The 25,951-nt window shown below is 60.7% G+C and carries 28 protein-coding genes and 1 pseudogene; 21 read left to right on the forward strand and 8 right to left on the reverse strand.

What is annotated here, in order from left to right:
* Positions 1–11: 11 nt before the first annotated feature.
* From ACSQ26_RS04500 to ACSQ26_RS04530, 7 genes are all read left to right on the forward strand, one after another.
* Positions 12–545 (forward strand): cupin domain-containing protein, encoded by a 534-nt coding sequence (locus tag ACSQ26_RS04500; protein ID WP_436006687.1) that lies wholly within the window; start codon positions 12–14, stop codon positions 543–545.
* A gap of 103 nt (positions 546–648) precedes the next feature.
* Complete coding sequence (locus tag ACSQ26_RS04505) at positions 649–1,857, forward strand: amino acid ABC transporter substrate-binding protein (RefSeq protein WP_436006689.1); 1,209 nt, start codon at positions 649–651, stop codon at positions 1,855–1,857.
* Between the two features lie 15 nt (positions 1,858–1,872).
* A complete protein-coding gene (locus tag ACSQ26_RS04510) occupies positions 1,873–2,730 on the forward strand; it encodes a branched-chain amino acid ABC transporter permease (RefSeq protein ID WP_436006691.1) in 858 nt (285 codons plus the stop codon).
* 8 nt (positions 2,731–2,738) lie between these two features.
* Complete coding sequence (locus ACSQ26_RS04515; RefSeq protein ID WP_436006693.1) at positions 2,739–3,704, forward strand: branched-chain amino acid ABC transporter permease; 966 nt, start codon at positions 2,739–2,741, stop codon at positions 3,702–3,704.
* Positions 3,688–4,419: an ABC transporter ATP-binding protein gene (locus tag ACSQ26_RS04520; RefSeq protein WP_436006695.1), complete on the forward strand. Its 732-nt coding sequence runs from the start codon at positions 3,688–3,690 to the stop codon at positions 4,417–4,419. Before ACSQ26_RS04515 ends, ACSQ26_RS04520 begins: the two co-directional genes overlap by 17 nt.
* Positions 4,412–5,119 (forward strand): ABC transporter ATP-binding protein, encoded by a 708-nt coding sequence (locus tag ACSQ26_RS04525; protein ID WP_436006697.1) that lies wholly within the window; start codon positions 4,412–4,414, stop codon positions 5,117–5,119. Before ACSQ26_RS04520 ends, ACSQ26_RS04525 begins: the two co-directional genes overlap by 8 nt.
* 62 nt (positions 5,120–5,181) lie before the next feature.
* Positions 5,182–6,786 (forward strand): bifunctional 3-(3-hydroxy-phenyl)propionate/3-hydroxycinnamic acid hydroxylase, encoded by a 1,605-nt coding sequence (locus ACSQ26_RS04530; RefSeq protein WP_436006699.1) that lies wholly within the window; start codon positions 5,182–5,184, stop codon positions 6,784–6,786.
* Here ACSQ26_RS04530 and ACSQ26_RS04535 read toward each other — a convergent pair.
* Positions 6,756–7,721 carry a LysR family transcriptional regulator gene (locus ACSQ26_RS04535; RefSeq protein ID WP_436006701.1) on the reverse strand — a complete coding sequence of 322 codons (966 nt, stop codon included), beginning with the start codon at positions 7,719–7,721 and terminating at the stop codon, positions 6,756–6,758. The two genes, ACSQ26_RS04530 and ACSQ26_RS04535, sit on opposite strands and share 31 nt — an antisense overlap.
* 109 nt (positions 7,722–7,830) lie before the next feature.
* Here ACSQ26_RS04535 and ACSQ26_RS04540 point away from each other — a divergent pair, with 109 nt between their 5' ends.
* From ACSQ26_RS04540 to ACSQ26_RS04550, 3 genes are read left to right on the forward strand one after another with little or no spacing between them, the layout of a single operon-like run.
* Positions 7,831–9,039 carry a cytochrome P450 gene (locus ACSQ26_RS04540; protein ID WP_436006703.1) on the forward strand — a complete coding sequence of 403 codons (1,209 nt, stop codon included), beginning with the start codon at positions 7,831–7,833 and terminating at the stop codon, positions 9,037–9,039.
* A gap of 3 nt (positions 9,040–9,042) precedes the next feature.
* On the forward strand, positions 9,043–9,369 hold the full coding sequence (locus ACSQ26_RS04545) for a 2Fe-2S iron-sulfur cluster-binding protein (protein WP_436006705.1): 327 nt from the start codon (positions 9,043–9,045) through the stop codon (positions 9,367–9,369).
* Positions 9,366–10,529 (forward strand): NAD(P)/FAD-dependent oxidoreductase, encoded by a 1,164-nt coding sequence (locus ACSQ26_RS04550; protein ID WP_436006707.1) that lies wholly within the window; start codon positions 9,366–9,368, stop codon positions 10,527–10,529. Before ACSQ26_RS04545 ends, ACSQ26_RS04550 begins: the two co-directional genes overlap by 4 nt.
* Positions 10,530–10,586: 57 nt before the next feature.
* Here ACSQ26_RS04550 and ACSQ26_RS04555 read toward each other — a convergent pair whose 3' ends face one another.
* The 4 genes from ACSQ26_RS04555 to ACSQ26_RS04570 all read right to left on the reverse strand — a co-directional run bounded on the left by ACSQ26_RS04555 (position 10,587) and on the right by ACSQ26_RS04570 (position 13,770).
* Positions 10,587–11,306, reverse strand: a complete 720-nt coding sequence (locus ACSQ26_RS04555; RefSeq protein ID WP_436006709.1) for a GntR family transcriptional regulator — start codon at positions 11,304–11,306, stop codon at positions 10,587–10,589.
* Positions 11,307–11,752: 446 nt separating this feature from the next.
* Entirely contained in the window at positions 11,753–12,148 is a 396-nt protein-coding gene (locus tag ACSQ26_RS04560) for a nuclear transport factor 2 family protein (RefSeq protein ID WP_436006711.1), read from the reverse strand.
* A 5-nt stretch (positions 12,149–12,153) separates the two neighbouring features.
* The gene (locus ACSQ26_RS04565; protein ID WP_436006713.1) at positions 12,154–13,050 is read right to left on the reverse strand and encodes an MBL fold metallo-hydrolase; all 897 of its coding nucleotides are present in this window, start codon (positions 13,048–13,050) and stop codon (positions 12,154–12,156) included.
* Positions 13,051–13,083: 33 nt separating this feature from the next.
* Positions 13,084–13,770 carry a DsbA family protein gene (locus ACSQ26_RS04570; RefSeq protein WP_436006715.1) on the reverse strand — a complete coding sequence of 229 codons (687 nt, stop codon included), beginning with the start codon at positions 13,768–13,770 and terminating at the stop codon, positions 13,084–13,086.
* 106 nt (positions 13,771–13,876) lie between these two features.
* On the opposite strand from ACSQ26_RS04570, the gene ACSQ26_RS04575 reads away from it, so the two are divergent.
* A complete protein-coding gene (locus ACSQ26_RS04575; RefSeq protein WP_436006717.1) occupies positions 13,877–14,773 on the forward strand; it encodes a LysR family transcriptional regulator in 897 nt (298 codons plus the stop codon).
* Positions 14,774–15,086: 313 nt separating this feature from the next.
* On the opposite strand, the gene ACSQ26_RS04580 is transcribed toward ACSQ26_RS04575, so the two are convergent.
* Complete coding sequence (locus tag ACSQ26_RS04580; protein ID WP_436006718.1) at positions 15,087–15,392, reverse strand: putative quinol monooxygenase; 306 nt, start codon at positions 15,390–15,392, stop codon at positions 15,087–15,089.
* Positions 15,393–15,661: 269 nt separating this feature from the next.
* Between ACSQ26_RS04580 and ACSQ26_RS04585 the strand changes: the two genes are divergently transcribed.
* Together ACSQ26_RS04585 and ACSQ26_RS04590 are read left to right on the forward strand one after the other, a co-directional pair.
* Positions 15,662–15,856: a winged helix-turn-helix transcriptional regulator gene (locus ACSQ26_RS04585; RefSeq protein ID WP_436015099.1), complete on the forward strand. Its 195-nt coding sequence runs from the start codon at positions 15,662–15,664 to the stop codon at positions 15,854–15,856.
* A gap of 201 nt (positions 15,857–16,057) precedes the next feature.
* A complete protein-coding gene (locus ACSQ26_RS04590; protein ID WP_436006720.1) occupies positions 16,058–16,918 on the forward strand; it encodes an NmrA family NAD(P)-binding protein in 861 nt (286 codons plus the stop codon).
* Between the two features lie 2 nt (positions 16,919–16,920).
* On the opposite strand, the pseudogene ACSQ26_RS04595 reads toward ACSQ26_RS04590, so the two are convergent.
* Positions 16,921–17,349: pseudogene (locus tag ACSQ26_RS04595) on the reverse strand (IS6 family transposase); the annotation flags it as partial.
* 321 nt (positions 17,350–17,670) lie between these two features.
* Here ACSQ26_RS04595 and ACSQ26_RS04600 point away from each other — a divergent pair.
* From ACSQ26_RS04600 to ACSQ26_RS04610, 3 genes are all read left to right on the forward strand, one after another.
* Positions 17,671–17,844 carry a hypothetical protein gene (locus tag ACSQ26_RS04600; RefSeq protein WP_436006722.1) on the forward strand — a complete coding sequence of 58 codons (174 nt, stop codon included), beginning with the start codon at positions 17,671–17,673 and terminating at the stop codon, positions 17,842–17,844.
* 386 nt (positions 17,845–18,230) lie between these two features.
* The gene (locus ACSQ26_RS04605; protein WP_436006724.1) at positions 18,231–18,692 is read left to right on the forward strand and encodes a nuclear transport factor 2 family protein; all 462 of its coding nucleotides are present in this window, start codon (positions 18,231–18,233) and stop codon (positions 18,690–18,692) included.
* Between the two features lie 809 nt (positions 18,693–19,501).
* On the forward strand, positions 19,502–19,705 hold the full coding sequence (locus ACSQ26_RS04610) for a heavy-metal-associated domain-containing protein (RefSeq protein ID WP_436006726.1): 204 nt from the start codon (positions 19,502–19,504) through the stop codon (positions 19,703–19,705).
* A 33-nt stretch (positions 19,706–19,738) separates the two neighbouring features.
* Here the strand turns inward: ACSQ26_RS04610 and ACSQ26_RS04615 are convergent, their stop codons facing one another.
* Positions 19,739–20,266, reverse strand: a complete 528-nt coding sequence (locus tag ACSQ26_RS04615) for a Spy/CpxP family protein refolding chaperone (protein WP_436006728.1) — start codon at positions 20,264–20,266, stop codon at positions 19,739–19,741.
* A gap of 62 nt (positions 20,267–20,328) precedes the next feature.
* Between ACSQ26_RS04615 and ACSQ26_RS04620 the strand changes: the two genes are divergently transcribed.
* The 5 genes from ACSQ26_RS04620 (at position 20,329) to ACSQ26_RS04640 (ending at position 25,861) form a co-directional block, all read left to right on the forward strand.
* The gene (locus ACSQ26_RS04620) at positions 20,329–20,880 is read left to right on the forward strand and encodes a Crp/Fnr family transcriptional regulator (RefSeq protein WP_436006730.1); all 552 of its coding nucleotides are present in this window, start codon (positions 20,329–20,331) and stop codon (positions 20,878–20,880) included.
* 78 nt (positions 20,881–20,958) lie between these two features.
* Complete coding sequence (locus ACSQ26_RS04625) at positions 20,959–23,436, forward strand: heavy metal translocating P-type ATPase (protein ID WP_436006732.1); 2,478 nt, start codon at positions 20,959–20,961, stop codon at positions 23,434–23,436.
* A gap of 56 nt (positions 23,437–23,492) precedes the next feature.
* Complete coding sequence (gene cueR / locus ACSQ26_RS04630) at positions 23,493–23,942, forward strand: Cu(I)-responsive transcriptional regulator (protein ID WP_436006734.1); 450 nt, start codon at positions 23,493–23,495, stop codon at positions 23,940–23,942.
* A 130-nt stretch (positions 23,943–24,072) separates the two neighbouring features.
* Complete coding sequence (locus ACSQ26_RS04635) at positions 24,073–25,236, forward strand: adenylate/guanylate cyclase domain-containing protein (RefSeq protein ID WP_436006736.1); 1,164 nt, start codon at positions 24,073–24,075, stop codon at positions 25,234–25,236.
* Between the two features lie 118 nt (positions 25,237–25,354).
* Positions 25,355–25,861 (forward strand): cytochrome b, encoded by a 507-nt coding sequence (locus ACSQ26_RS04640; RefSeq protein ID WP_436006738.1) that lies wholly within the window; start codon positions 25,355–25,357, stop codon positions 25,859–25,861.
* Positions 25,862–25,951: the final 90 nt, after the last annotated feature.

Genomic DNA, 25,951 nt, shown 5'->3' on the forward strand with positions numbered 1-25,951 from the left:
GGGAGGTTTTCATGACAGTCAGACGTATCGTCCTCGGCGAGAATTCCGCCGGAAAAGCCGTGGTCATCAGCGATGGGGCGTCGCCGCGCGAGATGGCGATGCAATACACGCCAGGCTTCGTATCGGCTCCCATCTGGACCACGTCCAAGGTGCCCTCCATGCCACACAATGGCACCGACCCGATGGCTTCAGATGGGACATTGCTGCAGCCGCCAGGGGGGTCGACCTTCATGTTGATCACCTTCCCGCCGGACGCGGTCTTCATGTCGCCAGACTTCAAGCCCGAACTGGCGGGCCCCGAGCATGCGAAAGCCGCGCCGGGGATCGCCGAGACGTTCGAAATGGAGAATCCCGGCATGCACAAGACACCGACGCTGGACTATGGCGTCGTGCTTGACGGCCGGATCAGCCTTGAACTCGACGACGGCGTGATTGTGGACCTCAAAGCGGGTGACACCTTCGTTCAGCATGGTGCCCGGCACGCTTGGCGCAATCCGAACGACAAGCCCGCCACCATCGCCGTGGTCCTGCTCGGCGCTCACTGAGGGCGGAAGACTCCATAACACGACGCGGTTGGCCAACACGGCCACCGCGAACGGCAGAGGCATGTCCGCATTCAGCTCAAAACCCAAGGGGAGGAATTCCATCATGAGAGTGACTAGACGCAGAGTACTTGCCGGACTTGGATCAGCAGCCGTCTTGGCGACAGGGTTAGGAGCCCGCGCCGCCGATGATCGAAAGTCCGTCAAGATCGGCTACATCGTTTCCAAGACGGGCGTGAACGCGCCCGGCGCAGGTTCGACCACCATTCCGAACTACGAGCTCTGGGCGGCCGACGTCGCCGCGGCCGGAGGTTTGAAGCTCCCGGACGGCAGCCGCCTGCCGATCGAGGTCGTCGCCTACGACGACCGCTCCACTACTGAGGAAGTCGTTCGCGGCATCGAACGTTTGGCGCGCCAGGACAAGGTCGACTTCATACTTCCGCCTTGGGGAACCGCATTCAATCTCGCGGTCGCTCCGCTCATGGACCGTTTCGGTTATCCGCAGCTCATCGGGACTTCGCTCATTCCGGACGAGATCGATGTTCATTCGAAGTGGAAACGGAGCTTCTGGTTCCTCGGTGCCGCGAGCGATTACGCATCGTCCCTGGCGACGGCGGTGACCGCGGCCGGCGACACCACGAACAAGAAGGTGGCGATCATCTCCGTCGCCGACGGCTTCGGTATCGAGTTGGTCAAGGAGGCTCGCCTGAAACTGCCGGAAGCCGGGCTCGAAATCGTAATGGACAAGTCGTATCCGATCGGCACCCAGGACTTTGCCGGGCTGCTGAACGAGGTCGCGGCGTCGGGCGCTGATGTGTTCATGGCGCTTTCCTATCCGCCGGACAGCTTCGCGATCGCTAAGCAGGCTCGCCTGAACTCGTTCAATCCAAAAGTCTTTTATACCGGGGTCGGCACCAGTTTCCCGATCTACTCCGACATCAACGAGGGCAAAGTCGAAGGCGTGATGAGCCTCGGCGGGATCGACAACTCGCGTCCCGAGATGCAGGCCTATGTCGAACGCCACAAGAAGCTTCTCGGCACTCCGCCGGACTACTGGGCGAGTTCGGTCATCTATACCAGCCTCCAGATACTGCAGCAGGCGATCGAGCGACGGGGTTTGGATCGGGAGGCCGTGACGGAAGAGATCGCGACAGGCAGCTTCGAGACCATCATCGGCGACGTCCAGCTCAAGGACAATCGCATGACGAACCTCTGGCTGCTGGGCCAATGGCAGGGCGGGAAGTTCGTCGGCGTGGGTCCGGCAGATCGCCCAGGAGCGGTGAAGGCCGTAATTCCCAAGCCCGCCTGGGCGTAACCGAAGGACGCTTTGATGGTCACGACCCTCGTCGTTGGACTGGTGCTAGGTGGCACATTCGCGCTGATGGCGCTGGGTCTGACCATTCAGTATGGAGTCGCTCGCATCATGAACCTCGCCTATGGCGAATTCGTGATCGGCGGTTCTTTCCTGACATACCTGGCCGTGTCGGCCGCCGGGCTGAACCCATTCTTGGCGTTCCTGCTCGTCGTCCCCTTGGGCTATCTCGCCTCTTATGTCTGCTACGCCGTCATCATGCGGCCGCTTGAGAGACGGTCGCGGGGAACGGGCAGGCTGGAGGTCGATTCCATTCTTGTCACCTTCGGTCTGATGTTTCTTCTCCAGGGCATCTACCTTTCTTCGTTCGGCAGCGGTTTCACGGGCTACAATTGGCTCGAAGCCCCCGTGGACATCCTGGGCACGAAGATCGCCACAGGACGTCTCGTCGGCGCGCTTCTTGCGGTGGCGATCGGCGGTGGCCTCTACTTGGCGATCCAGAAGACTCGATGGGGCATGGCGATGAGGGCGGTGGCGACGCGGCCGGGCTTCGCACCCCTCGTTGGCATCGACAATGAGCGCCAGGCACGCTCCGCGTTCGCGGTCGGCGGCGCGCTCGCGGCCGCGGGAGGCGTGGTCCTTTCGATGTATCAACCGTTCACTCCGACCGACGGCGTCTTCCTGACGATGAAGGCGCTCGTGGTCGTCATTATGGGCGGGGTGGGCAATCTAGCGGGCGCGATGGCCGCGGGATTCATTCTGGGACTTGTGGAGGCCGGAGTGTCTGCCGCCGTTGATCCCGGCCTGACGCTCGCGGCGACTTACGCGATCTTCCTGGTCGTGCTGCTGTGGCGGCCAAACGGACTGTTCAGTTGAGAGCCGCCATGAAAAACCTTGTCTCCCCCATCGCTCTCCTGCTCATTCTGGCGGCGCTCGCTTTCGTTCCGATGTTGGTCGACGACTACGGCATGGGGCTTGCCATCGGCGTCATGAGCTACGTCGCGTTGTGCTCCAGCTGGGCTTTGTTCTCTGGCCCTACGCGATACGTTTCGCTGGCCACCGTCGCCTTTTTCGGGACAGGGGCGTACACAGTCGCGGTCCTTGCCGATTTCCTGCCGTTCTTCGCGATTTTGATCATAGCGGCCCTCGTGGGGCTTGTGGCCTCGATTGTCGTCGGCTTCGCGACGTTGCGGCTCGCCGGCATCTATTTCGTGATCTTCACGTTCGGGTTGGCAGAAATGGTGCGTCAGTTGCTCACCTGGTACGAAGTGAACATCACGGGCACCTTGGGGCGATACATATTCATTGAGATCGAACCGTACCAAATCTTCTATCTCCTCGTCGCCATTGCGGTTGTAGCGCTGGGTGTACGTTGGTGGATCGATCGCGGGCGGCTTGGATTGGCGGTCCGGGCGATCGGAGACGACGAGGTCGTGGCCCGACACGCCGGGGTGGACGTCACCAGGGTCAAGTTGATCCTCTTCTCCGTCAGTTCGGTGCTCATCACGCTCGTCGGTGCCGTCCAAGCGCCGCGGTGGACCTATGTCGAGCCGAGCATCGTCTTCAACCCGACCATATCGTTCCTCACACTGATCATGGCCCTTCTGGGCGGCGCGTCCCGACTTTGGGGACCAGCCTGCGGGGCCGTCCCGCTGTTCTTCTTGTTCGAATGGCTGTCCGGGAGGTTCCCCGACCATTATTCGATCATCCTGGGCCTGTTGTTTATCGGGATCGTCTTCCTGTTCCCCGAGGGCGTGCTCGCTCGACTCGAGCAGCTTTGGAAGCATTTCGGACATGGAAAGAAATCCGTGACCGTGGCCAGGGAGGTGTCCAATGAACGTCTCGCTTGAGCTTCGGGGGCTCCGCAAGGAGTTTGGTGGGCTAGTCGCAGTCAACAATGTCGACCTTGCCGTCTCAAAGGGTGAGGTTCTCGGGTTGCTCGGACCGAATGGCTCCGGCAAGACCACGGTAATGAATCTGATCTCGGGAGCGCTGACGCCGACTGGCGGAGAGGTGCGACTGCGCGGAGAACCCATCCAGAAATTGGCCGCGCACCGGAGGGCTCGTCTTGGGATTGCCCGCACCTTCCAGCTAGTTCGGCTGGCGCCATCATTGAACGCGAGAGACAACATAGTCCTGTCGCTGGCGTTCGGACGCGATCCTCAGTGGGGTGCACCCGCGCGTCACCGTGCCGAGGCAGCGCTTGCGCTGGTCGGCTTGCCGGGAAGGGGCGACGTCGAGGTCGGCAGCTTCAACTATATCGACCAGAAACGGCTTGAACTGGCGCGGGCGATCGCCGCCAAACCCGACATCCTGCTTCTGGATGAATGGCTCGCCGGGCTGAACCCGACCGAGTTGCGAACGGGTATCGATCTCATATGTTCATTGAAGGAGCAGGGCATGACGATCATCCTTGTCGAACATATCATGGAGGCGGTTCGGGAAATTTGCCCTCGGTGCGTTGTGATGAGCGCTGGCGTCAAGATCGCCGACGGCTTGACTTCGGAGGTGCTGACTGACCCACAGGTGGTCGCTGCTTATCTGGGAGATTTCGACTATGCTTGACGCGAGGAACCTTTCGGTCCGCTACGGCAAGCACCTCGCGCTCAATGACGTGTCGATCAAAGTTGGCCACGGCGAATGCGTGGTTATCCTCGGAGCCAACGGAGCCGGGAAAAGTACTCTGCTGCGCGGGCTGACATCCATGGTGCCGATCGCAAGTGAAGGAGACGTCCTCTTCCTCGACCGACACATTGGCGGGATTGCACCCCAGAAGGTCGTGGAAATCGGCATCGCGCACGTCCCGGAGGGACGAGGCGTGTTCACGGAAATGACGGTCGACGAAAACCTGAGGCTCGGTGCGAATCCGAGGCGCGCGCGTGAGGGCGCGGAGGGACGGCGCAAGGAGGTGCTGGCTCTCTTCCCCCGTTTGGCCGAGCGCCAGCGTCAGCGTGTCGGTACCATGTCAGGCGGTGAACAACAGATGGTGGCGGTCGCGCGCGCGCTGATGTCGAAGCCGGACCTCCTTTTGCTCGACGAGCCCAGTCTCGGTCTTGCCCCCATCGTCGTCGGCGAACTCTTCCAGGCGTTGAAGCGCGTCCGTGACAGCGGCATGTCAATGCTGGTGGTCGAACAGAACGTGCGCGCCAGTCTGTCGATCGCGAGCCGTGGTTATCTTTTGGAGGCGGGTCGCATCGTCGGAGAGGGGGCAGCGAACACGCTTATGGATGATCCCGGTGTCAGAAAGGCCTTCCTCGGCCACTGAGTGGAGAGTTCAGAGACGTCGAGACATGCGATATGCCGATGACCAGATAGTGGAATGAGAGCATGAAGAAAATTGATTTCAAGCAGCTCGCAGATGGTGATTTCCAGGTGGTGGTCGTCGGATTAGGTCCGGTCGGCATCACCCTCTGCAATCTGCTCGGCGGCATGGGCGTTTCCGTCTTGGGAATCGACGCGCGCGATGACGTCTTTGCTCTGCCGCGCGCGATCGGGATGGATCACGAGGTGATGAGGGTCTTCCAGGGTATCGGTGTCGCTGACGAACTCGTTAACGTGGTCGGCGAGTACAAAGACTCTGAGTACCGCGCCGCTGACGGCACCTTGCTCCGGAAATTCATCTCGCCATCCGCTCCTCATCGGCAGGGATGGCCGGCCTACCTGACCTTTGTGCAGCCTCCACTGGAGCGAATCCTGCGAGAGAAAGCGAGCAGCTTGCCCACGGTCACCATATTGACCGGTGTTGAGGTCGCCGCGCTCGACGAGCCTGATGAACCGCGCCTGTCGCTTCGCGAGATGAGCACTGGGGAGACCACTTCGGTGAGCGCGACTTACGTCGTCGGTTGCGATGGCGGCAACAGCTTCATCCGGAGGACGCTCGACATAGGGTTCGAAGACCTTGTCTTCGACCAGCCCTGGCTGGTGATCGACGTGGTCCTGGGCGAGGAAGATGTCGATCTTCCGCAAACGAACGTGCAATTCTGCAATCCGGCAAGACCTCATACCTTCGTGGTGCTGCCCGGAAATTTGCGCAGATGGGAGTTCATGCTGCTCCCCGGCGAGACTGCGGAAGAGGTCAATCACCCAGAACGAATCTGGGAATTGTTGTCGCCTTGGCTCAAGCCCGGGCAAGCCGAAATCTGGCGCTCCGCCACCTACCGATTCCATGCGTTGGTCGCAGAGTCGTGGCGGTCCGGAAACGTGTTTCTTGCGGGCGACGCATGCCACATGACGCCGCCGTTTCTCGCGCAGGGAATGGTTCAGGGCATCAAGGATGCTTCAAATCTTGGCTGGAAGATCGCCCGTGCGCTGAAAGGCGGACCCTCGAAGCTTCTCGACACCTACGAAGACGAGCGCAGGCCGTTGGTCCACAAAGTCATCTCGATCACCAAAGGATTGGGCGAAGTGATATGCGAAATCGACGAGGAGCGCGCGCGCACGAGGAACACGGCGATGATGGCTCTCGTCGCTGAAGGGAAGGGCACCGTCGTAAGGCAGAGCCTCTTTCCCCCGATCTCGGACGGCATGATCGGGCGTCTTGCGAACGGTCAGCCCGCGAAGGGAGCCGGAGAAGCGTGCCCGCAGCCCCGTGTCTTGGTTGATGGCAGGCTCGTCCTGTTGGATGACCTGCTGGGGCACGATTTCGCGCTTCTCTTCAGGCAGATGGAGGTGAACGCTTCGCTACGTGACCGGGCAAAGCAGCTCGGCGTGACGCTCTTCGAGTTCGGTGGCCAGTATGGCTATGAGGAGGAGGATCACGTACTTGAAGACTGGCTATTGGAGCGTGACGCTCGATCGGTACTCGTCCGTCCTGATCGCGTCGCCTTTGGATGTGCGTCGGGAGCCGACGAGTTGACGTTCCTCCTCGATCAGCTTGCGGAATGGAGTGGCCACTCCAGCTTTCATGGGGCCGGAGCCAGACGGGCCGGATGATCGGCTCGGATCAAGGAACCTGTATCGTCACTTCCGGCGAGGTCCCTGGCCACCTCGACAAGCAGCTGTCGCGCCCACTTGTGTAGCCCCGACCGATGGGTCCTTTCGGTCCAGTACATGTCGATTTCAATTGGGATATGGATTGGAAATGGCCGGACGGCGAGGCAGTCGGCGTACACGCTCGCCAAACGGTGGGGGATCGTCGCCACGAGATCGGTGTCTTCAAGCATGAGCTCCAAACTGTCGTGGCTTGGGACGATCAGGTGCGGCCGCAGTTCGATGCCGTTGACACGAAGGGCGTCGAGATAGAGCGCCTGCCATTGTCCATTGTGGGTCACCGTGACGTGAGACGCTACGGCGTATCTCTCCAGTGTCAGTTCGCCCTCGGACAACGGGTTCGATCTGTCCATCAGGCACGCGTAGTGGTCCGTGAACATGCGTCGCCGGAAGTATCCGTCACCAAGAATCTTCACCGGGCCGAGGACGAGGTCGGCTGCATTTTCCCTCAGCTGCTGCTTTCCGTTGACAGCGGATTCAAGGAGAACCAATGCGACATGTGGCGCAGACGCTCGCAGGGCGTGGAGGTATCTCGGCATGAGGAGAAACCGTTCGTGATGATTGCACGAAACAATGACTCTTCCTTCTGCCGTTGTTGGATCGAATTCCTCAGGGATCGCCATAGCGCGCATGCGGTTCACGATTTCGCGGGCGCTCGAAACCAGATCGCGGCATTTCTCAGTTTCGGTGAGTTGGTTTCCCTGGCGCACGAAAAGCGGGTCGGAAAACGCACGGCGGAGCCGATCGACCGTATAGCTGATCGTCGATTGGCTGACTTCCATCGCAAGTGACGTTTTCGAGAACGATCCAGTATCGGAGACCGTCACGAGGACCTCCAGCGATCTCAAGTCAACCTGAGCCAACTCTTCGTTCAGCACGACGAAACCCCCATCTAACTATTCGATGACCTACATCGTATCCATCTAATTGGCGCAAGGTAAGTCAGTTGCTAAAGAAAGAGAACTATACAGCGCTTGGGAGGGCAGAATGGGAGCAGAACTCGTTCAAGATCACGACATCGACGCAATTCGTGTGATTTCCGATGTATCCTTCGGCGACCTGCTTACCGACCCATACCCTGCGTTCCGACGTGCGCGCGAGATCGCTCCGATCGTTCGGCTCGACGCAGCCAACATCCTCATCGCCACCCGTTTCGAAGACATCATGGCGATCGAGCGGGACCCTGATACCTTCTCTTCCGAAAATCCCCAATCCCTGGTCAACAAAGTGATGGGGCATACGATGATGAGAAAGGACGGCGCGGCCCACGCTGTCGAGCGCAAGGCCGTCGATCCAGCGCTGCGGCCGGGCGTGGTCAAGTCCTGCTGGGGACCTCGCTTCGAAGCTTTGTTTGAAGAAATCATGCGCGATTTCGAGGGGAACGGAGAGGCAGACCTGTTCACGGCGCTCGCCGAACCCATGGCGGGACGGGCGCTCGTCGAAGTGCTTGGCTTTCAAGGCGTCGGGTGGAAGGACATGGCCCGTTGGTCGCAGGCCCTGATCGACGGCGCTGGCAACTACTCCAACGATCCTGAAATCTCGCGACTTGCCATGGAGGCCGCGGGCGAGGTGGAGGAGGCGATTGACCGTGTTTTGCCGTATCACGAGAAAAACCCGAATAGCTCGGTCCTCTCGTCGATGATCCACGCCGAGCAGCCGCATGACAAGGCGCAGATGTACGCGAACATAAAGGTCGCGATCGGAGGTGGGGTAAACGAACCTCGCGACTCCATCCTGACCATGGTGCTGGGCCTTCTGGAAAATCCGGACCAGCTCGAACGGGTTAAGTCGGACCCCAATCTGTGGCCCGCGGCGTTCGAAGAGGCGGTGAGGTGGATTTCTCCTATCGGGATGTATCCGCGACGGGTGGCCAAGGACACCGTCTTTTCCGGTGTCCAACTGAGGGAAGGGCAACAGATCGGTCTCTGCGTGAGCGCCGCGAACCGCGATGCGGCCCGCTTCGACGACCCGGACCGTTTCGATGTGTTCCGCGAAAAGAAGTCTCATCTTGCTTTCGGTGCAGGCTCGCATTTCTGCGCGGGGACATGGGTGGCTCGCCACATGGTCGGCAGACTTGTGGTCCCCAAGCTGTTTGAGCGGCTGCCGAACCTTCGCTTGAATGACCGCGATGCGGTGCAAATCCGTGGCTGGGTCTTCCGCGGCCCCACCACGCTCCCGGTAGCCTGGGATATTTGAGGAATGAAGAAAATGCCAAGTATCGACTTCATCCTCCCGGACGGGAGGAGGCGCAGCTGCGCGGCCGCTGAAACCATGAACCTCATGGAGGTGGCACTGAAAAACTCCATCCCCGGCATCATCGCCGAGTGCAACGGCTCGGCAGCTTGCGCGACCTGCCACGTCATAATCGAAGACCCCGCTGGCGCGCTCGATCCAGTTTCCGACCACGAGAACGACATGCTCGACTTCACGGCCGCCCCGCGCGAACCTGGCAGCCGCCTGAGCTGTCAGATTATGGTGGACGCTCGCCTCGACGGCGCGACCGTCCGGGTGCCGGCCGCGACATGACGCTCATGGACAGGCGGATCGTCATCGTCGGAGCGGGGCAGGCAGGCTTCGCCGCCGCGGCGAAACTGCGCAAGGAGGGCTTTGCCGGGGCTGTCACGCTTGTGGGTATGGAGTCGACGATGCCCTATCAGCGGCCGCCACTGAGCAAGGCATATTTGCTGGGCAAGATTGAGCCGGAGCGTCTGTTGCTGCGCGACGAGGTCTTCTATCTCAACAACAATATTGAAGTCCTGACTGGCGAACGGGTGGTTGCCATCGACCGGGCCGCGAAAATCGCCCGCACGGATACGCGCGGCCTGCCTTACGATCAACTGATCCTCGCCACAGGCGCGCGTCCCGCGCGGCTTCCGGCGCGGATGACGGACGGCATCGACAACGTCTTCCATCTGCGCACAAAGGAAGATGCCGATCACCTGCGTCCGATTCTTCGCGGGTCCACTCGGCTGCTTGTCATAGGGGGCGGCTACGTGGGACTTGAGGTGGCTGCGGCCGCGCGGCAATCGGGTGCCGATGTCGCACTGGTGGAGGCGGCTCCACGCATATTAAACCGTGTAGCGGCGGAGCCGACTGCGGCGTTTTTCCGGACGCTGCATCGATCCCACGGTGTGCGGTTGTTCGAAGGCGCTGGCTTGGTGAGCCTATTGAACACAGGCGGCGCGGTGGCGGCCGAACTGACCGATGGCACGGAACTTCTCGTCGACGCCGTTGTCGTGGGCGTTGGTGTGCGTCCGAACACCGAGATTGCCGAAGAGGCGGGATTGACGACAGTCAACGGAATCGCGGTCAACCCCCTCGGCCAGACCTCCGACCCATGTGTTTGGGCGGCAGGTGATTGTGCCTGCTTCGAATACCGGGGCGAGACGCTCCGCATCGAGTCGGTGCCGCATGCAATCGACCAGGCAGAACATGTGGCGCTCAATATTCTTGGAGCACGGCGGCCGTATCAACCCCGGCCATGGTTCTGGTCGGATCAGTATGGGTCGAAGCTTCAGATCGCTGGGTTGAACCGGGGATTCGATCGCGTGGAAACATCGAATTCCGGCGCGCTGGGCAATCTCACGGTCCACTATTTCCAGCGCGACGAACTTGTCTCGGTCGATTGCGTTAACGATGCGCGGGGCTTCATGTCCGCCCGGCGTGAACTCGAAGCCAAGGGCTGAACGAACGCCATCGCAGTCGGCGTCCTGTGCGACCGGAGTCTTGAGTGGCGCGATCCGTCATTCTTTCGCGCTGGCTCGGCGTTTGGCGGGCACATGGTCTTCGAACAAGTGACCGGCGAATTCGACGACATTGGCTGTCGTCTCGCGTATGTGGGCCTCGATCAGATCGAGCGCCTCGGGCAGGCGGTCCAACGCGGCGTCCATGATTGCCTTGTGCTCAACATCCTTCGGACGCCATTGAGTCCGGAATTGGGAGGACATCCGCCGGTAGCGATGGGCGCGCTCGAAGAGCTTCTGCCGGATTCCAAGGAGGACCGGCGAACCGCAGGCGCTGACGAGGGCATAATGGAAGTCTTCATGCAGCCCACTCCACGTGGGGTCAAGATAGTATTGATCTCCCAAGCGAGTCTGGAGGCGGTCCATGCGGTGATAACTGGCGAGAATTCCGGCCTCCCAGGCATCGTCTCCCTTGTCAATCGAGTGTCGCAGAACCTCGCGCTCAAGAAGCACGCGTGCGTTGGTGAGGTCTTGGAGGTCGGCGATCGAAACAGGCGCGACGACGAACCCTCGCTGCCCTTCAGCTACGACCAACTGTTCGGCCGCAAGCCTGGAGAGCGCCTCACGAAGAGTCGAAAAGCTCACTTCGTAGCGGTCTCTCAATGCTTCGAATCGTAGCCTCTCTCCGGGCTGGAGCGCGCAGCCCAAAATATCCTCGCGAAGCCGCTGAAGGACGTCTCCTGCGCGCGTCTCGCCTCTGGGCTTTATCGAGTCAATCATGGGTCCTCCAACCTCGTACTGTCGGCAACGTGTGGCCACCTCGAACGTGCGACCACCCTTATCACGGCTTATGACAGCAAAACAGCAGAATTACGAAATTATTCCGTTTTGACGTAATATTGTCCGTCCAGGTCAAATGGAGGCGAAGAGGTTGTTCGCGACGCAGTCCTTGTATTCATTCGTTTGGTAGATTGCCGACCCTCCGGCCAACTCCAGCGTTCGATCAGTCTTGGTCACGGTTACGGCTCGGTCCCTCAAGGCTGGATCGACGATGCCATCGAGCTCTGAAGCAGGTTACAACGCCATGGCAGCTATTGACGCATCGGAGCCATGAGGTCTTGGCTCCTGTTGGCCCCAACGTACGAGACGTCGTTGACGCGGGGTGGAAGCCTGAAGTCCAAATCAGTAACGGTACTGCCAGGATTCCACGGGAGCGACAGAGATGGTCAGTCGGTATTCAGCGCCTTCATGACCATATGGCTATCGACATATTGGACCATGCTGGCAATCTTGCCGTCCCGAACTTCGTACAGGTGAGCGAAGCTTGCCGTCATCGACTTTCCGGTCGCCTTGTAGGTGCCGGAATAGACGCCGAAGGCAGCAACACGGTCACCATCCTCCATGTAGGTGTGAACGTCGGCGCGATAGCCGATCCACTCGGTACCAAGCCGGTGAAACACGCCGGCGACGATCGATTTGGGTCCCACATAGGTACCAGCATAGGGGAAGCCTTCGGCTTCCGTCCACGTCGCATCGGGTGCCAGGGCCGCAAGCAGATTGCGGCCGTTGTCTTCCGACGAGCCCTCATAGGTGGCCCGGATGATTTCGAGATTAGCGCCCATGGCGATCAGCCCCACTTCATTTCGCCAGTGGCGACCTTCGAGCCGATATCGAGCGCGACGCCCATGCCGAGGCCGGGGAAACGTGTCTCCATGGCGGCCTTCAGAGCTGCAGAGTCCTTGGCCTTGGCCAGTTCTTCCTCGAAGGCCTTCAGGTAGGCGATAGTATGTTCCACACCCGAAAGGTCGGTCTTGGCGTCGGGTGTCATGTGTCCGGCGACAACGACAGCCGGCATGCGCGCGGCGAGCTTTTCGAGATTGGCAACCCAGGCGGCGCGCAGTTCCGCGCTTTTGGTGTCTGCTGTCCAGACGTGGACGCCGTTGAAGATCATCACGCCGCCGAACACGGCATTCAGCGAAGGAACGAAGAGATAGCGACGATTGGCCAGGCCTTCCGCATCGACAATCTCGATGGTCTCGCCATCAACCGTCAACGTCTTTCCGTCAAAGGCTTCCGGCATGACGATGTCAGCCAGGGTCTGGGGACCGTTTTCCTTGAGCTGCGGGCCCCAGACGGCCAGTTTCTTTTCGACGCTCGCCTTGATCGCATCGACCGTCGCCGATGCGGCGATCACCTTGGCATCGGGGAAAGCTGCCTTGATCGGGCCGAGGCCGAAGTAATAGTCCGGATCGGACTGGCTGATGTAAATCGTGGTCAGCTTTTTGTCCGTGGCCTTGATAGCGTCGGCAAGCGCCTTGCCATCGGGCAGCGTGAAGCCGCCATCAATCAGCACGGCTTCGTTCGCGCCGGAAACCAGCACGGGCGCGCGGAAGAAGCCATTCTGCCCTGCAGGGAAATGCTTCCAAGTGAGGCTGCCTGCTGCGTGGCCGAGGCCTGCGGGTGCAAATACGGCAGTCGCGCCAGCGGCGAGGGTGGTTTTCATGATGGTTCTCCTGGTGAACATGGTCCTGGTGCCCTGTCTTGGTTTATCATCGGGTTATGCTTTGATCGGATGGCTATTGCGAACGAAGCCCGCGGATGAAGCGCTTGCGTTGGACAGCCTGGCGAGGAGATCGCCGCCGCCGAACAGGTCCTGCGCCTTGAGCAAAGTCCGGCGCGCGCCGTCGTCCGCGATCAATCCCGGTACGCCATTGACTGCGAACTCCCGCATCAGGGCGCGCGCCGAGGCCACGCGCTCTCGGTTGGCGGCCAGCAGTTCGGCATCTGGAGAAGCGAGGCGAGAGGCTGCCGATCCAAGTCCGACACTGCCCAGCACGCTCTGCAGTTCGGAAATATCCGTCACATCGCGGCCCGAAACATAGCGCGCCTCCTGGAAGAACCGGAGCGCATCGAGTTCGTGTTGCCCGGCGGTCAGGGCAACGGCAGTCAGTGCCAGTGTGGCGGGACCAGAATCCAGCATGCCGCCTTTTGCCAGAACCTGGCTCCGGTAGGCATCGGTAAACCGCTGCCCCGTCAGGCTCCCAATGCGCTGGTCGTTTGACCAGGCGAAGGCGGCGAACTGTTCGTCCATCGCCCTAGCGCCGGAATCGGAAAACAGACCGGTCGGGGCGAGCGTGATTGCCAGATCAGGTGCGGCGGCGAGCTGCGCGAGCAGCGGAGATGCGCCATAGCACCAGCCGCAAAGGGGATCGAAGAGATAGATGATGTGGGTCTTGCCAGTCATGTCGGCTCCTTCTTGAGCCATAGATGACATGAGCCGATTGGAACGAGAAGACCGATAAAAATGACAGAATGTATGCTAGAGACTGACAATAAAATCGGAGGGTACCATGCAGGAAGCGACCAATCTCAATCGGCTGGCCTATTTCGTGGCCGTCGTCGACGCGGGATCGTTCACCAAAGCTGCGGAATACTTGGGCATCACCAAGGCGGTTGTCAGCCAGCAGGTCGCGAAGCTTGAGCAAGAGGTCGGCACCACCTTGCTGATGCGCACGACACGGCGGGTGCAGGCAACCGAAGCCGGGCGGTTGTTTCACGCCCGGTGCGTCTCGATCCTGCGCGAGGCGGAGGATGCCCTGGGAGAGTTGGCGCAAGGCAGGACGGAACCCAAGGGCCTTCTGAGGATCACCGCCCCCTACGACTACGGCACCTCGGTCGTCGTACCCTTGGTCGCCGCCTTCAGCCGACGCTATAACGATTGCAAGGTGGAGCTGAACCTCAGCGACAAGATGGTTGATCTGGTTGCCGATAACATGGACCTTGCCATTCGCGTCGGCTGGCTGGCTGATTCCAGCATGCAGGCACGACGGATCGGCTCGTTCCGCCAACTCCTGGTGGGATCGCAATCCTTCGCCGAGGAGATAGCGGCACTGAGCGAACCGTTTGACTGCACGCCTCTGCCCTTCGTAGCCAACAACGCTTTGAGAGAGCCGCTTACATGGACATTCACTCGGAGCGATGGAGACGTCAGGAGCGTCCGCTTTAACGCGGACATCTCGATCAATACCACGCCAGCGGTCATGGAGGCGGTCCGGCAAGGCGCAGGTCTATCGGTCCTTCCAGATTTTCTCGCGACCTCTGGCCTATTGGCCGGGGACCTCATCCCCGTCCTGCCTGAATGGCAACTGCCATCCGGCGGCGTTTACACAGTCTACCCTGCGGCGCGATTTCGTCCGCCCAAAGTGTCCGTGTTTGTCGACATGCTGATCGCGGCTTTGAAGGTGTGACGTTATCGAATGTCGTGTCAACGACCGGAAATTGACGTCGGATGTTGTTGTGAACTCGGGCAAGGCTGCGGAGCGGTGTCCCGCTCAGGCACGTTGCGGTTGATCGATCACCTCTGCCGCCGCCGAGATCGACTTCAGGAATGCAACTTACATGCCGGAACGGGTGCCCCCTCGATCAAGAGATTGACCGCCGCAGGCTGCGGGAAGTGATAAGACCTCGGTATGCCGTCGACCTAAGGGATCAAGCGCCGCATCGAGTTGATTTCGTTTTGGCTGTTACTCGCGGATTGGCGCGGTGAAGTCGCTGCCGTCGTTATCGCTGCCACTGGACATTGACATGCTCGTAATGGCGCATTTCGGTGATCTCACTGATGAAGGGGCGAATGAGGGCCAAGAATGGCGGGAAGTGGGGCCCTTTGCGAAAGCCTTCCAGATGATCCTCCGTTGATGTCCAATGGATTCGCAAGATTAAGCTGAGCGGTTCTTCCACACAGCGGGTAAGATCATATCCCAAACATTGTGGCGCGGCGCGCAGATGCTCCGTCGCAGCGCTATATGCCTCGATCAGCTCGTCAGGCGTATGTTCTTTCATCTGGTAACGAATGTATTCGACTGTCATTGAAGTTCCCCAGTTGAAACACCATAATCATGAACAATTCTCTAGTCACTGCAATGGCTTACCTCGACGTAAGGGGTGTGCCACCAGATCACGTCTCCATACCTTGGCTGTGCTACGGAGGACCGTAATGAGGAAACATCGATGGAATTTGACAAGCTGCACGACTGCCCTGTCATGGACACGATTCATGCGATCGGGGGCAAATGGAAACCGCGCATTTATGGCATCTACGAAACGGAGCGGCCACATTCGGCGAACTAAGTCGTGCCGTGGGAATCTCCGAGAAGGTGCTGCATGAGAACCTCCGTGCCTTGCAGCGCGACGGCCTGATATCGCGTACGCCCTTCAAGGAAGGGTCAGTCGAATTCGTCGAATATCAATACACCGATTATGGTCGAACGTTGGTCCCAGTTTTGAATGCCGTGGGTAATTGGGGCGTTCTGCATAGGGCAAGATCGACATGAGTTCACAGACGCTTTGAGGGAAGTCCGTCGAAATTGCCACAACATTTGCTGCTCATTTTCTGTCCGGGCCTTTCCACAGCCCCGGTTTTCGCTGATCCAAGCGAAGAAGTGCCTGCCTCGGCGAACTGCGTCTGCGATGGAAACGGAACCTTTGAAAAGGGCGAAGGGTTATCCGCCACACCGTTGCAGGAGACATTAGCGATGTACATCGTTGTTGGCGGGACGGGCCACGTCGGCTCCGCCGTGGCGCAGACATTGCTCGACGAAGGCGAAGCCGTCACCGTCGTCACGCGAAACTCTGAGAAGGCCGATGCATGGCGACGGCGGGGCGCGGAGGTCGCCCTCGCCGACGTCCACGACGTGACGTCGCTGCGTGAGGTATTCCGCCATGGAAAGCGAGCCTTCCTACTGAACCCGAACGCTGACGTGTCGAGGGATACGGATCGGGAGGAGCGTGAGACCGTGCGCTGCCTGCTCGCGGCGATCGAAGGGTCCGGGCTGGAGAAGGTGGTGGCGGAATCCACCATGGGCGCGCAGCCGGGCGAGGAACTCGGCGATCTCAACGTCCTTTACGAACTCGAAGTGGGCCTGACGAACCAGCCGATTCCTGCCAGTGTCATCCGTGCAGCATACTACTACAGCAACTGGGATACGATGGTGGGACCTGTCATGAAGGATGGGGTGCTATCGACCATGCTTCCTGCTGACCTCACGCTCCCGATGGTCGCACCGGAGGATTTGGGACGGGTGGCAGCCCGGCTCCTGCAGGAGCCGATCGAACAGGCCGGCACACGCCCTGTCGAGGGGCCAAAACGGTATTCCCCCAACGATGTCGCCGCAGCCTTCGCCGCTGCCCTCGGCCGAGCTGTTCGCGTCAATGTGATCCCGCGCGAAAACTGGGATGACGCATATCGCTGTTTGGGCTTCTCCGACGCTGCGGCTCGCTCATATGCAAGGATGACGGCTCTCACTGCCGATGGTCCGGAATATCCTGAGAATTCAATTCGAGGATCGATTTCGCTCCAGACCTACATAGGCGAGCTGGTTCGCGACTTCTCCTAAAGCTTTGCAGCGTCGTAGGATCGAAGTTTATCGGTGATCATCACCCGCGGCGCTCGCCCCTGGCTCTTCAAAAGCTTGCGCATCAGGCGATTGGCCGCCTTTGGCATTTCGGCGACTTTGCACCAGCACCTCCAGAACAAATCCGTCCTGGTCAACGGCGCGCCACAGCCAGAGTGCTTCTCGCCTCGAATCGAAATGACGGCCTCATCGAGGTGCCACGTGTCTCCAAGCTGGGCGGATGAGCGACGACGGATGTCTTTGGCGAAATGCCGGCCGAACTTTTCCGCCCAAAGCCGGACCGCCTGGGGAGAGACAATGATTCCCCGAGCCGCCAGCAAGTCCTCGACCATCCGAAGGCTGAGAGGAAACCGGAAATAGAGCCAAACGGCGTGAGCAATGATTCCAGCGGGAAAGCGACGGCAGCGATACAGGGATCACGGTCTGTCATCCGCCCGCCATCGCACATCAAATTCCACATTCCGTTAAGTTGACGATGCCCCACAGGCGCACCTATTGTAAGTCAATACCATACACACTGTCTAAATCGTATGTCTTGTGTGATCAACCAATTCTGCGTAGCGAACTCACATGGAATGCGCCATGAAAGGAACCACATGCATCACCTATCTGTTCGATCCTCATTGCGGTTGGTGCTACGGTGCCTCAACGGCCATCAAAACACTATCCGACCAGCCAGACCTGACTGTTGAGTTGATGCCGACGGGCCTGTTTGCCAACCACGATGCGCTACGATGGACGACAATTTTGCAGCCTACACCTGGGCAAATGACCAGCGCATTGCCAAACTGACCGGTCAAACTTTCACCGAGGATTACCGCAACAAGGTTTTGGCAGACCGCACGGCACGGCTGAATTCCGGCGCAGCGACGCTAGCCCTGACTGCGGTTGCCGAAACCGCACCCTAGCGTGAGATTGATGCGTTGCGGGCAATTCAAAGCGCCCGTTACATCCAAGGCCGCGACATAACCGCTACCGCTACACTGGTGCAAGTGCTTCAAGAACCGTCGCTGATTGAGGCCCGCCAGCCTGTTGCAGGCCGCCGGACCAGAATTGCTTGAAACCAATCGTGCGCAGGTGGAGTCGGCCTAAACCTTGATGCGCCGCTTTGGCGCGGACGGTGTCCCGGGCTTGGTGGTGGACGATGGGCAGGGCCGGCGTCTGATCACATCCAGCGGGATATTCGGCGATAAGAATCTAGTCACTAAACTGTCCCGTGCCGAGGCGGCTGTCAGGGCGCACCTTTTACCCACGCAAGCCTACAAACACCTTCACAACTAACCGGAGAAACCAAATGAAACTCAGACTTTTCGCAAGCGCCGTAGCTGTTGCCACCGCATTATCGACCCTGCCCGCCTTGGCCGACGAAGCGACAGAGGCCGCAAACCTGCAACTCGTCACCACTGCCTATCAGACACTATTTGGCGACCATGACATGACGGCGCTCGAGAAATACTTCCGCGAGGATTACATCCAGCACAACCCGATGGCTCCAACTAGCCGCGCAGGATTGAAAAAATTCCTGACTGACATCGGCATTGAGAAAGGCCCGAAAACCACGTTGACGTTTCTAAGGACCGCAGCTGATGGAGACTTGGTCTGGCTTTATTCGACGTCAAATTTTGGCCAGGGCGACATGGCGGTTATCGACATCTTCCGCGTCCAAGACGGCATGATTGCAGAGCACTGGGATGTGATGCAGGCCGTGCCTGCAACGACTGCCAGCGGCAACTCCTTTTCCGGCGACCTGAAGTAAGCGCTGCGTTGGGCCAGAGTGCAAGTTCTGGCCCACCTCGCCCCGCGTCCTGACATCGACGCCACGTGCGTTGTCACGGTAATTGTTGGTGAATCCGGCGACGGGAAGCGATGAGGTCAAGACCTAACCGAACGCCACCTCTGAAGCGGTCCGTCGGACATCCTGACGGCGATGTCTGTGAGTTCTTCCTTTGGCTCCGAGCAAGATGTCAATCTCGACCTTGTCGCGGCCGTACTGTCTCAAAAGCCTTCTGGCCTGGTGGTGAGTAACACAGTATTTTCTGACTAGGTAGTCTTCGGTGATCTCGTTTCGGATATCAGAAGTGGCCATGACAATCTCCATGTCACGATAACTGGCATTGTCCCCAGGGGTTCCGAAAAGAGGCTGTTCGCCGTACCGCAGCGCCTGTCGAGATTAGATGAACGTGCCAGAAGATGAGCGCTTCAAGTTAGACGGCGAGACAAATGGCGGCAAAAGTGCAATCACAGAGCCGCCTGTCCGCGCAATATCATTACGTGGGGGAGTGCATAAATTGGCATTCCCCTGTTGCGAGCAACTGGGGCACGATTGCAGGTCTCGAATTGCCCGGGAAATCGGGTGGGGTAGGGCGGTGACGTTGCATATAGACCATTCATCGACGGGTTGCCGAATTGGCCGCCCCTGCCCATCAGAGAGTTGAGGTGTTGACGCATAATGGCCCAAAGCTGCCATCGCCGTCGGGAACCTGTCGGGATTTCAGATCAACTCTTGACCTTACCAGCGTTGGAAACACCATATCTTCTCATGTCCCAACGACAGGAGATTTGACCGTGTACGAATTCGACATCCCCGACATGAGCTGCGGTCATTGCGTAGGCACAGTCACCCAAGCGATCAAGTCGATCGACCCGACGGCTGTCGCCAATATCGACCTGAGCAAGCGTAAGGCGACCGTAGAGACCAAAGCCGATCCCGGCATCATCGGCGCGGCGCTTGACGAAGCAGGCTACCCGGCGACCTACAAGGCCGCGTGATTGCGGGTTGAGGGCGGGCCGTTCCCGGCCCGCTTACCTGTATCCGCGGAGAACCGCATAGCGTTCGATCTGGTCGGCCGACAGGACGCGGGCCATCTCGATATGCGCCAACAAGTGCGCGGTCCTGAGCTTCGCCCTCAGGGCCTCGATCTCCGAAACCCGAGCCATGAGTTCCGCCTCCACGATGTCGCCAACCCGGAACCTTGATTCAAGCTCCGCCTCCTTCACGACGACCCGTTCGCCGATCTGCTTCGCTTCGCGCCGCATGGCATTGCGCATCTTTCGCGTCCGCTCGATCTGCTCGGCGGACAGGTCCAGCTCGGCCGCCATGTCCAGGACATGGGTCGGTCCAGGCATCCCATTCAATTCAGCGGACTTGGCAAGTCCCCAACCCCCGCCGCGCAGCAACTCGTCGATATCCTCCTTTGAAAGCGCCTTGATCTCGCGCGTCTGCTCCCCGGCGTAAGGCGGGGAGTGGATATGCTCATGATGGCTTTCCCCGGCCAGCGCCGGATCGCTCGAGAGGATGGCGGCCATGATCAGAATTAAGGGCTTTGGCATCGAAGGTCTCCGTTTCAACCGCATATTGAACGCCATGGCAGCCCTGTGACATGATAGCTGTCATGTCGTCTAAACTGTTCACCAACCTTCCTCGCGCGGTGCGGGTCTTCGCGCCGGGTGCCGTCGTTTTCCACCGCGGCGACCCGGTCGAGCGACTTTACGTCGTTAGAAGCGGAACCATCAGGCTCCTGCGTCATCAGGAAGACGGGCATCCGGTCGTCCTCCAGCGGGCTTCCCGAGGCGACATCCTAGCCGAAGCGTCCGTAGTCTCCGCACACTACCACTGCGACGCCATCGCTTTGACGGAAGCAGTAACCGAAGCCTTCGCCGTCCCGGACATCCGTCGGCTCCTCGATACCGACATCGGTTTCTGCCGCGCCTGGGCCGCAAGCATGTCGAACCAGCTTCAAGTCGCCAGACGCAGGGCCGAACTCATGTCACTCCGGACTGTGTCCGAGCGGCTCGACTTCTGGCTCGTCTGGAATGAAGTCGGCATGCCGAAGAAGGGATCGTGGAAGGACGCTGCCGAGGAGATGGGCGTGTCGCCGGAGGCGCTCTACCGGGAAATCTCGGCTCGCGGGAGGCGGGCGTCGAACCCTCGACAGAGGACCTGAAAAATCTTCGACGTGCCGCTTGACCTTACCATTGTTGGAAGGATTATCTACATGTGCAGTTAGTGAAAGGGACCTCCCATGACTGCACTCAAGAAAACTGAAGAACGAGACTTCGACACCTCCTGGGCTGAGTTCGGCATCGACGGCATGACCTGCGCCTCTTGCGTTCGCCGGGTCGAGAAGGCGATCGCCGCCGCTCCCGGGGTCCAGGCCGCCAACGTGAACCTCGCCACGGAGCGGGCCACGGTCAGCTTCAGCGACCCGGCGGCTGCCGACGCGGTGCTCAAGGCGATTACGAAAGCGGGCTACGAGCCGAGGATCGAGACCCGCGAACTTCGGATCGAAGGCATGACCTGCGCATCCTGTGTTCGCCGTGTCGAGAAGGCGCTTGCCGCCGTCCCTGGCGTGCTGGACGCCTCCGTCAACCTCGCGACCGAGAAGGCCACCGTTCGTTTCACCGGCGGCGACGTCGCCGCGCTCGAAGACGCGGTCCGCAAGGGCGGATACGAGGTCATCCATCCGCGCGACGAGGCGGGGGCGACGGCCGAACCTGACCGCAAGGCCGAGGAGTTGAAGAAGCTCGGCCTTGCGTTGGCGTTCGCCGCCGTGTTCACGCTGCCATTGTTCGTGTTGGAGATGGGATCGCACTTCGTTCCCGCCATCGATGTCTGGGTGATGGAGCATATCGGCATGGAGGAGAACCGCTACCTCCAGTTCGCGCTCGCCTCGCTCGTCCTCTTCGGACCGGGCCTGCGCTTCTTCCAGAAAGGCGTGCCGAACCTCCTGCGCTGGACGCCTGATATGAATTCGCTGGTGGTTCTGGGCACGACGGCCGCGTGGGGATATTCGGTCATCACGACCTTCTTCCCCGACCTGCTGCCGGAAGGCACAGAGAACGTCTATTACGAGGCGGCGGCCGTCATCGTGACGCTGATCCTGCTCGGGCGCTTCCTCGAGGCGCGCGCGAAGGGCAAGACCAGCCAGGCGATCAAGCACCTGGTCGGATTGCAGCCCAAGACGGCCTACGTCGAGCGTGACGGAGGGTTCGTCGAGGTCCCCGTGGCGAACGTCCGCCGCAACGACATCGTCCGCATTCGGCCGGGCGAGAAGGTCCCCGTCGACGGCACGGTTCTCGATGGTGAATCCTATGTCGACGAGTCCATGATCACGGGCGAACCCGTTCCGGTGAAGAAGGCGGTCGGTTCAGAAGTGGTGGGCGGTACGATCAACAAGACGGGATCGTTCACCTTCCGGGCGACCAAGATCGGCGGCGACACGCTGCTCGCCCAGATCATCCGCATGGTCGAGGCGGCGCAGGGGTCTAAGCTGCCGATTCAGGCGCTGGTCGACAAGGTGACGGGATGGTTCCTCCCCGCTGTCATGGCGGCTGCTGCCGTTACCTTCGTCGCATGGCTGACGTTCGGTCCGGACCACGCGCTGACCTATGCGCTCGTCAACGCCGTCGCGGTTCTGATCATCGCCTGCCCATGCGCCATGGGTCTCGCCACCCCGACTTCGATCATGGTCGGCACTGGGCGCGCCGCCGAGTTCGGCATCCTGTTCCGCAAGGGCGAGGCGCTGCAGAGCCTGCGTGAAGTAGACGTCGTGGCACTGGATAAGACGGGGACCCTGACCAAGGGCAGGCCCGAGCTGACCGACTTCGACGTCGCCGAGGGTTTCGACAAGACCGAGGTCCTGCGCCTGGTCGCGAGTGTCGAAGCTCATTCAGAGCACCCGATCGCCGAAGCCATCGTCGCAGGGGCCAAGGACCAGGACATCGGTACGGCGACCGTCACCGGGTTCGAGGCCGAGCCGGGCTTCGGCGTCAGCGGAACCGTTGGAGGCCACAAAGTCTTAGTTGGTGCCGACCGGGCGATGACTGCGGCGGGCATCGACGTCTCCGGCTTCGCGGCTCGCGCCGAAGAACTGGGGCGTCTCGGACGCTCGCCTCTCTACGCGGCCGTCGACGGCAGGCTCGCCGCAGTGATTGCGGTCGCGGACCCGATCAAGGAATCGACTCCCGAGGCGATCAAAGCCCTCCATGCCCTCGGCTTGAAGGTGGCGATGATCACGGGCGACAACGGCCACACCGCCAGCGCTGTCGCAGCACAGCTCGGCATCGACGAGGTCGTCGCCGAGGTGCTGCCTGACGGCAAGGTCGACGCCGTCAAGCGGCTCCGCGAAGGCGGCAGGAAGGTCGCCTTCATCGGCGACGGCATCAACGACGCGCCGGCGCTGACCGAAGCGGATGTGGGTCTCGCCGTCGGAACCGGAACCGACATCGCGATCGAGAGCGCCGATGTCGTCCTGATGTCCGGGGAGTTGACCGGGGTGCCGCGCGCCATCGCGCTCAGCCACGCGACGATCCGCAACATAAAGCAGAACCTGTTCTGGGCGTTCGCCTACAACGTGGTCCTGATCCCCGTGGCCGCGGGCGTGCTCTATCCCTTGAACGGCACCTTGCTGTCGCCCGTCCTGGCGGCAGCGGCGATGGGCATGTCGAGCGTCTTCGTCCTTGCGAACGCGCTCAGATTGCGGACCTTCAGGACCGTTTGAAATTCTCACGCCCGCGCCACAGATCGGCGCGGGCCGCCACATCCAAGGAGACGAAGATGAACATCGGAGAAGCAAGCAAGGCGAGCGGGGTCTCGTCGAAGATGATCCGGTACTACGAGCAGATCGGGCTCATCAAGCCCGCCCACCGAACCGGTTCGAGCTACCGGACCTATACCGATAACGACATCCATACGCTGCGCTTCGTGCGCCGGGCGCGGGACCTCGGTTTCTCGGTCGAGCAGATGAAGACCTTGCTCGCCCTTTGGCGCGACCGCTCGCGGGCCAGCGCCGACGTCAAGGCGATAGCACTGGAGCAAGTCGCCGAACTCGAGCGGAAGGCCGCGGCAATCGCCGAGATGACCAGCACCCTCAAGCACCTCGTCAACAACTGCCATGGCGATCATAGACCCGACTGTCCGATCATCGAGGGCTTCGCCGAGGGGAAAGGCAAAGTCGACGCCACACCCGCCAAGGAAGGACGCAAGTTCGGAGTCGCGGCGCTCTAAGGTATCTCAGCTCCATCATCACGTAGGCAGGGAATCCATGTCCGCCCATTCAACGCCCCATCATCCTCCCGAATTGTTTCAGTCGCGCCCCGCGGCTCGCATGGGTGCCGTCAGAAGCGAGCTTCTGCGTATGGCCGCCGTCGCGGTTCTAGCAGGCAATTTCGTTCTCGGGACCTACGAAAGAAGCCCCGTCCACACGGCCCTCATCGGCGGCTATCTGGCGGTGACGCTGTTGTCGCTGTTCCTCACGATCAGGCTTCCGGCCGCGGGTTGGCGGCGACCCCTGTTCGTGCTCCTGGACGCCGTGGCCATCCTTCACATGCTCTACATGCACGTCGGGCAGGGGCCGCTCGACCACGAGAATGCCCTGACTCCGCCCGGGCTGGTCGTCACGTTCATCCTCCTCATCAACGCAGCCCTCTCGTTCGACGAGAAACTGGTCGGGTGGTTTTCCGGCCTGGTCTTCGCAGGTTGGGTCTCCATCATCGCGGTCGCCACGGCCGACTCCGGACTCGGAATCTCGGAAGCGCTTCTGGATGCGGACGTGCAGCGCGAACTCGGGCTGGCTGTGAGCTTCGGCGTCACGGCGCTCGCCGTCTACGCGATTGTGCGGGACAACGTCCAAAGAGCCGACGAGGCCGCGGCCGCGCGGAGACGGGGGAGCAACCTCGCGCGCTTCTTCTCGCCGACTGTGGTCGACCAGCTCGCCGACGGCGACGACCTGCGGCTCGAGCGTCGGAACATCGCGGTCATGTTCGTCGATCTCAGGGGGGTCACCAGCTTCGCCGAGTCCGCTTCGTCGGACGAGTTGCGACACATGCTGGCCGAATTCAGGGACATCGTCTCAGAGGTCGTCGTACGGCACGGCGGCGCGGTGGACAAATACCTTGGCGACGGGGTGATGGCGGTGTTCGGACATCCCGCTCCTCGCGAGGACGACGCCGATCGGGCGCTCGCTTGCGCGCTCGAATTGGTCGCGGCGCTCGACGATTGGCGCGCACGCGAAGCCTCCGCGGGCCGCCCGGCCTTGAAGGCGGGGATAGGTCTGCACGCGGGAACCGCCATGGCTGGCGTCCTGAAGGCGGGATGCCACAGCGAGCACACGGTGCTCGGCGATGTCGTGAACGTCGCGCAGCGACTTCAGGCCGTGTCGAAGTCCGTCGGCGCGACCCTCGTAGTCTCCGAAGACCTCAAGTCCGCTGCGAAGACGGCCGGCGCGGCTGCGCCCTGGCGTGACGCCAAGTCGGTGGCCATACCGGGAAGAAGGCTGCCTCTGGACATCGCCTATGTTTGAGACGTCGCTCGCGACGGCCGAGAAGCGGGCTTGCTCGATTTTCCGACAGCTCGCTCGCTATTTCTTAACTCCTGCCACCGAAGCTGGACCGCTAGGTTCCAAAGCTACATAGGTCAGCATGCCGGATGTCTATACCAAGCTCCAGATCGCGCTCCATTGGGTCATCGTCCTGATGATCCCGATCCAGTACCTCACGGGCGGAAGCATCGAGCGCACCCACCACGCGGTTCACATGGGCGTCGATCCCGCGTTCTGGGACATCGTGCAGCACAAGGTCCACAACTACTGTGGGATGGCGATAGGCACGCTGATGGGTCTGAGGTTGATCGTACGACTCCGACGTCCGAAGGCGGTTCCGCAAAGGTGCATGATGGGCCTCGCGGCACGTGCTCTGCACTGGGCGTTCTACGCGGCGATAATTGGTCAGGCTTCGCTTGGCTTCGTCGCGAGCTATTTGTGGTTCGGTGTCGCCCCGTTGCATGTCGCGGGAGCCTGGATCATCCTCTGCATGGTCGTACTGCACGTTGCCGCCGCCTTTTGGCACGCGCTAGTGAAAAGGGATGACGTCCTGGACAGGATGCTGCCCGCGAGGAGCGGAAACGAGGAAGCGTTGCCGCCGCGCTGACCGGATAAAATCGGATGCGTGGTGTTGACCTTGCCACGCTGGCAAGGTCTAGGTTTCCCGCCTCCAGAGCCGCCGCATCGACGCGTCGGC

The sequence above is a fragment of the Rhizobium sp. LjRoot254 genome (assembly GCF_964254105.1).
Lineage (GTDB): Bacteria > Pseudomonadota > Alphaproteobacteria > Rhizobiales > Rhizobiaceae > Rhizobium_E.